This window comes from Aureimonas sp. AU22, assembly GCF_001463745.1.
Taxonomy (GTDB): Bacteria; Pseudomonadota; Alphaproteobacteria; order Rhizobiales; family Rhizobiaceae; genus Aureimonas.
In genome coordinates, this window is the sequence record NZ_BBWJ01000038.1 from 1 (window position 1) to 6,238 (window position 6,238).

The window sequence follows — 6,238 nt, forward strand, 5'->3', positions numbered from 1 at the left end:
CAGTCGATCGTGCAGGGCCTGAAGCTCGAGACCGAAGCCGGTCCGTTCAACGTCGAGCTCTTCGGCGGCTCGCCGGACGACAACAACGCCTTCTTCTTCTACAACGGCGCGATGAGCGTGCTGCAGCCGTACATCGACAGCGGCAAGGTCGTGATCCCGTCGGGCGAGACCGGCATGGACCGCGTCGGCACGCTGCGCTGGGACCCGGCGGTGGCCCAGGCCCGCATGGACAACCTCCTGTCGTCCTACTACGGCGACAAGACCGTCAACGCGGTGCTCTCGCCGTATGACGGCCTGTCCATCGGCATCATCTCCGCGCTGAGCGCCGTCGGCTACGGCTCGGGCGACAAGCCGATGCCGATCGTCTCCGGCCAGGACGCCGAGGTGCCCTCGGTCAAGTCGATCGAGAACGGCCAGCAGTACTCGACCATCTTCAAGGACACCCGCGAGCTCGCCAAGGTGACCGTGAACATGATCGACGCGATCGGCACGGGCAAGGAGCCCGAGGTCAACGATACGAAGACCTACGAGAACGGCGTGAAGGTGGTTCCGGCCTACCTCCTGAAGCCGGTGCTGGTGACCAAGGAGAACATCAAGCCGGTTCTGGTCGACAGCGGCTACTACACGGAAGATCAGATCAAGCCCTGATCCGTCCTCGGCGGCGGAGCGCTTTCAGTGCTCCGCCGCTCGCATTTGCGGGAGCTTTCGGGCTCCCGCTCCATCGTTCGATGACGCTGGGGAGAAGCACTTTGGCACCGATCCTAGAGATGCGTGGCATCACCAAGACGTTCCCGGGCGTGAAGGCGCTCGATAACGTCAACCTCGTCGTCGAAAAGGGCGAGATCCACGCGATCTGCGGTGAGAACGGCGCCGGCAAGTCGACGCTCATGAAGGTCCTGTCGGGCGTCTATCCGCACGGCAGCTACGAAGGCGACATCGTCTACGACGGCGAGGTCCGCTCCTTCCGCGGCATCCGAGACTCCGAGCACGTCGGCATCATCATCATCCACCAGGAACTGGCTCTCGTGCCGCTCCTGTCGATCGCCGAGAACATCTTCCTCGGCAATGAGATCTCGCGCGGCGGCGTCATCAACTGGGACGAAGCCTTCCGCCGGTCCGGCGAGCTCCTGAAGCAGGTTGGCCTTTCCGAGCCTCCCACCACGCTGATCAAGGACATGGGCGTCGGTAAGCAGCAGCTGGTCGAGATCGCCAAGGCGCTGTCCAAGAAGGTGCGCCTGCTGATCCTCGACGAGCCCACCGCCAGCCTCAACGAGCGCGACAGCCAGGCGCTTCTCGATCTCCTCCTGGAGTTCAAGAAGCAGGGTCTGACCTCGATCATGATCAGCCACAAGCTGAACGAGATCTCACGCGTCGCCGACAGCATCACCGTCATCCGCGACGGCTCCACCGTCTCGACGCTGGACTGCAAGGCGGGCGTCAGCGAGGACCAGATCATCCGCGACATGGTCGGTCGCCAGCTCGACGACCGTTATCCGCCGCGCCATCCCAACATCGGCGAGGTTCTCTTCGAGGTGAAGGGTTGGAACGCGTTCCACCACCTCAACACCCAGCGTCAGATCGTGAAGGACGTGTCCTTCAACGTGCGCAAGGGCGAGATCGTCGGCATCGCGGGCCTGATGGGGGCCGGGCGCACCGAGCTTGCCATGAGCGTCTTCGGCAAGTCGTACGGGCGCAACGTGTCCGGCGAGGCATTCATGCACGGCAAGCCGGTGGATGTTTCCAGCATCCCGAAGGCGATCGATGCAGGGCTCGCCTACGTCACCGAGGACCGCAAGCAGTACGGCCTGCTCCTCGAAGACGACATCCGACAGAACATCTCGCTCGCCAACCTGCCGGGCATCGCCAAGAGCGGCGTGATCGACGACGACCGCGAGCGCAAGGTGGCCGAGGACTATCGCGGATCCCTGCGGATCCGCTCGTCCGACATCTTCCACAAGACCCTCAACCTCTCGGGCGGCAACCAGCAGAAGGTCGTGCTGTCCAAGTGGCTGTTCTCGAACCCCGAGCTCCTGATCCTCGACGAGCCGACGCGCGGCATCGACGTCGGCGCCAAGTTCGAGATCTATTCCATCATCGAGCGGCTGGCATCCGAGGGTAAGGGCATTCTGATGATCTCGTCGGAAATGCCGGAGCTTCTCGGCATGTGCGACCGGATCTACGTCATGAACGAAGGACGCTTCGTGGCCGAGCTGCCACGCGGCGAGGCGACACAGGAAAGCATCATGCGCGCCATCATTCGTACCGCAGGGAGACACGCGGCATGAGCATCAAGACCGTGGATGCCCCGAGCGGGCAGGGGGGCGGGGCGAGCCTCGACTACTTCAAGAGCCACCTGCGCGAATACGGCATGCTCGTCGCGCTCGTCGCGATCATCCTGTTCTTCGCCGCCTATTCCGCGGCGACGGGCCGCCCGACCTTCGTGTCGGCCTCCAACCTCACCAACCTGTTCCTCCAGAACAGCTACGTCATCATCATGGCGATCGGCATGCTGCTGATCATCATCACCGGCCATATCGACCTGTCCGTCGGATCGCTGGTGGGCTTCGTCGGCGCGGTCGGCGCGGTGCTGATGGTGCTCTACGGCATATCCGTGCCCGTGGCCGTCGTGATGTGCCTGTGCGTCGGTGCGGTGATCGGCGCGATCCAGGGCTATTTCGTCGCCTTCCTGCGCATTCCGTCCTTCATCGTGACGCTCGCGGGCATGCTGGTCTTCCGCGGCCTGACCTTCATGACGCTCGGCTCCTCGTCGTCGATCTCGCCGATCCCGGCGTCGCTGCGCGCGGTCTCGACGGGAACGATTCCCGACGTCCTGCCGGTGCTCGGGCTCGCCAACTCCACGACGTTGATTCTCGCCATCGTGCTGGCGGTCGGCTTTGCGCTGTTCGCCATCTCGAAGCGTGCGGCCAGGAGCCGGGTCGCACCGGTCGCGGAACCGCTCGCCTTCTTCTACGGCCGCGTGGCGCTCGTCACCGTCGCCATCCTGTTCATGGGTTACCTGCTGGCCACCAATCGCGGCCTGCCGAACGTCCTAATCCTGATGGCGGTGCTGATCGCAATCTATGCGTTCGTCACGTCGCGCACCACGATCGGCCGTCGGGTCTACGCGGTCGGCGGCAACGAGAAGGCGGCCAAGCTGTCCGGCGTGAAGACCGAGCGGATCGTGTTCCTCGCCTTCGTCAACATGGGCGTTCTCGCGGCCATCGCCGGCCTCGTGTTCTTCGCCCGCGTCGGTTCGGCGACGGCGAAGAACGGTACGGGCCTCGAACTCGACGTCATCGCGGCCTGCTTCATCGGCGGAGCTTCGGCCTATGGCGGCGTCGGCAAGGTGACGGGCGCGGTGATCGGTGCCTTCATCATGGGCGCGCTCAACATGGGCATGCAGACGTCCATGCAGCTTTCGATCGACTACCAGCAGCTGGTGAAGGGTCTCGTGCTCCTCGCCGCCGTCTGCTTCGACGTCTACAACCGCAACAAAGCCTGATACGGCCGAGCTACGGCGCAGTTCGGGGCGCGGCGACGGGGAACCGTCGCCGCGCCCTTTGTCGAACGGGGGCATCTGTCTTGCGGGGAGCAGAACGGGTGGGATAGAGGGCTGAAGCCGCCTTGGAGACCACCATGCCGACCAGCCGCGCCGAAGTCCCGACCGAGCACGCCAGCCGCTATCTTCAGCAGCTCTGCAAGCACTGGGCCCACAAGTTCAACGTCGCGTTCGACCCTGGGCACGGCACGATCGACCTGCCGACCGCACGGGTCGCCCTGGACGCTGCCGACGACCGTCTCGTCGTCGCCGTCACGACCGACGACCCAGCTGCGCTCGATCGAACGGAAGGCGTCGTCGCCGAACACATCCGGCGCTTCGCATTTCGCGAGGACCTGATTTTCGACTGGACCCGCGAGGGCTGAACGCCTTCAGCGCGGCGCGCGCTGGAGAAGCCCACGATAGATCTCGTCGTGGTCGCACAGTCCGGCGAGGCGGCCGACATGGTCCAGGAGAACGATCGGATGGTCGGTCCGGCGCTTCAGGGCGATCGCCGCCCGCAGCTTGAGGTCGACCGGCGCCGTCACGACGTCGAAGGTTCCGCCGAGCTGTCCGTCCTCCGGGTTCGCATGGCCGATCGTGCCGCCCTGGCCGTCGATGCTGACGGCAACGGGCCGCCGCTCGGCATCCACCGACAGGCGGACCCTGCCGTCGCCGTCCAGAAGCAGATCGCCGCCGTCGCGCGGGATCGCCCGTGCCGGACGCATGACCGATCCGCCTCGCAGGACGTTGAGCGGATTGACGTGGCGAACGAACTCCGCGACGTAAGGCGTTGCAGGGTTGAGGAGAATGTCGGCGCCGGTGCCGACTTGCACGATGCGTGCGTCCTGCATGATCGCGATACGGCTTCCGAGCTTGAGCGCCTCGTCGAGGTCGTGGCTGACGAAGAGGATCGTCTTGCGCGCCTCGGCCTGCAAGGTCAGCAATTCGTCCTGCAGCTTGGTGCGGATCAGCGGATCGAGGGCGGAGAACGGCTCGTCCATCAGGAGGATCGGCGCGTCGGTGGCGAAGGCGCGCGCGAGCCCGACGCGTTGCTGCATGCCGCCGGACAACTCGTGCGTATGCTTGTCGGCCCAGGCCGTCAGCCCGACCATGGCGAGCTTGGCGTCGACGACGGTTTGCCGCTCGGCGGTATTCAAACCCTGCAGCTCGAGCCCGAGGCCGACATTCTCCCGTACCGTGCGCCAGGGCAGGAGCGCGAACTGCTGGAACACCATGGACACGGTGGTCATCCGCAACCGACGGAGCGTTGCCGCGTCGCATCGCGTTACATCGACCACTTGCCCTTCGTGCGAGACCAGAACCTGGCCCCGGGCGGGCCCGACCAGTCGGTTCACCGAGCGCAGGACCGTCGATTTGCCGGAACCGGACAAGCCCATCAGCACGCAGATCTCGCCTTGTTCGATCGACAGGTCGACACCCGCTGCGCCAAGGACCGCGCCCGTCTTGTCCAGGATCTCGTCGCGCGTCGCGCCGCGATCGAGGAGCGCCAGCGACTGTTGCGGTCGCTTGCCGAACACGATGTCGACGCCCTTCAGCTCGATGGCGGGATGGGGGAGCGGGGCGCTCATCGACGCCCGCCTTTCCCGACGCGCGGGACAGGCACCTTGCAGATGCGGTCGAGGAGGATGGCGAGGATAACGATGGCAAGGCCCGCCTCGAAACCCATGCCGATATTGACCGTGTTGAGCGCGCGCACCACCGGCTTGCCGAGACCGTCGGCGCCCACGAGCGCGGCGATCACCACCATCGACAGGCTCAGCATGATGCACTGGGTGACGCCTGCCATGATGGTCGGCAGGGCGTGCGGGAGTTCCACCTTGAGCAGCATCTGGCGCCGCGTCGCACCGAAGGCTGCCGCGGCTTCCCGCAGCGGTTCGGGCACCGAGGACATGCCGAGGTAGGTGAGCCGGATCGGGGCGGCGATGGCGAAGATGACGGTGGAGATGAGGCCGGGCACCACGCCGAGCCCGAACAGGACGAGGGTCGGAATGAGGTAGACGAAGGTCGGGATGGTTTGCATGAGGTCGAGAAGGGGACGCAGTCCGGCATAGAGTCTCGGCCGGTGGGCTGCGACGATGCCCACGGGAACGCCGATCAGCACGCAAAAGAGCGTGGCGCAGAACACCAGCGACAGTGTCTCGATCGCGGCCGTCCAGTAACCGAGATTGATGATGAGAAGGAGAGAGAGCACCGCGAAGGCGGCGAGCTGAAGCGATCGGTGCAGCAGGTAGGCTCCCGCGCCCGCCAAGGCGACGAACAGCAGCGGCGGTACGAGTTCGAGCCCGGTCGTCAGACCGTCGATCAACCCGCCGAGCACCAGCGAGACCGCATCGAAGAAGCCTTGGCCGTGTGTGATGAGCGCATCCACCCCGGAGCGTAGCCATGCGCCGAGGGGGATCTTGTGCTCCGTGAGCCAGTCAAGCATCGCGCAACTTCGCCGCGCGGTCGGCGGCAGGGGAGAGCCGCCGCGAATGGGTGGGGATCAAGGTTGCAGGCTCGCTTCCAGGGCTGCTTCGGCGGGTTTGCCGTCGAATGTGGTCACGCCGTCGAGCCATGGCTTCCAGGCGTCGGGATGGGCGGCGAGCCAGGTGCGGGCGGCCGCTTCCGCGTCCTCGCCCCCGTCCAGGATCGCCCCCATGATCTCGCTCTCCATCGGCAGCGTGAAGACGAGGTTGA

6 protein-coding genes and 1 pseudogene are annotated in these 6,238 nt (G+C 65.5%); 4 read left to right on the forward strand and 3 right to left on the reverse strand.

Features of this window, described 5'->3' with window-relative positions; genetic code table 11:
• From AUL34_RS13080 to AUL34_RS13095, 4 genes are all read left to right on the forward strand, one after another.
• On the forward strand, positions 1-648 hold a 648-nt coding region (locus tag AUL34_RS13080), incomplete at its 5' end, for a sugar-binding protein (protein ID WP_156420917.1).
• A gap of 119 nt (positions 649-767) precedes the next feature.
• Positions 768-2,285 carry a multiple monosaccharide ABC transporter ATP-binding protein gene (mmsA, locus tag AUL34_RS13085; protein ID WP_082653360.1) on the forward strand — a complete coding sequence of 506 codons (1,518 nt, stop codon included), beginning with the start codon at positions 768-770 and terminating at the stop codon, positions 2,283-2,285.
• Positions 2,282-3,502, forward strand: a complete 1,221-nt coding sequence (mmsB, locus tag AUL34_RS13090; RefSeq protein ID WP_061934510.1) for a multiple monosaccharide ABC transporter permease — start codon at positions 2,282-2,284, stop codon at positions 3,500-3,502. The genes mmsA and mmsB overlap by 4 nt, the downstream gene beginning before the upstream one ends.
• 134 nt (positions 3,503-3,636) lie before the next feature.
• Positions 3,637-3,924, forward strand: coding sequence for a DUF2218 domain-containing protein (locus tag AUL34_RS13095; RefSeq protein WP_061934516.1), 288 nt, complete (start codon positions 3,637-3,639; stop codon positions 3,922-3,924).
• 6 nt (positions 3,925-3,930) lie between these two features.
• On the opposite strand, the gene choV is transcribed toward AUL34_RS13095, so the two are convergent.
• The 3 genes and pseudogenes from choV to AUL34_RS22595 form a co-directional block, all read right to left on the reverse strand.
• Complete coding sequence (choV, locus tag AUL34_RS13100; RefSeq protein ID WP_061934512.1) at positions 3,931-5,130, reverse strand: choline ABC transporter ATP-binding protein; 1,200 nt, start codon at positions 5,128-5,130, stop codon at positions 3,931-3,933.
• Entirely contained in the window at positions 5,127-5,987 is an 861-nt protein-coding gene (gene choW, locus AUL34_RS13105; RefSeq protein ID WP_061934514.1) for a choline ABC transporter permease subunit, read from the reverse strand. Before choW ends, choV begins: the two co-directional genes overlap by 4 nt.
• A 57-nt stretch (positions 5,988-6,044) precedes the next feature.
• Positions 6,045-6,238, reverse strand: a pseudogene (locus tag AUL34_RS22595) (glycine/betaine ABC transporter substrate-binding protein); the annotation flags it as partial.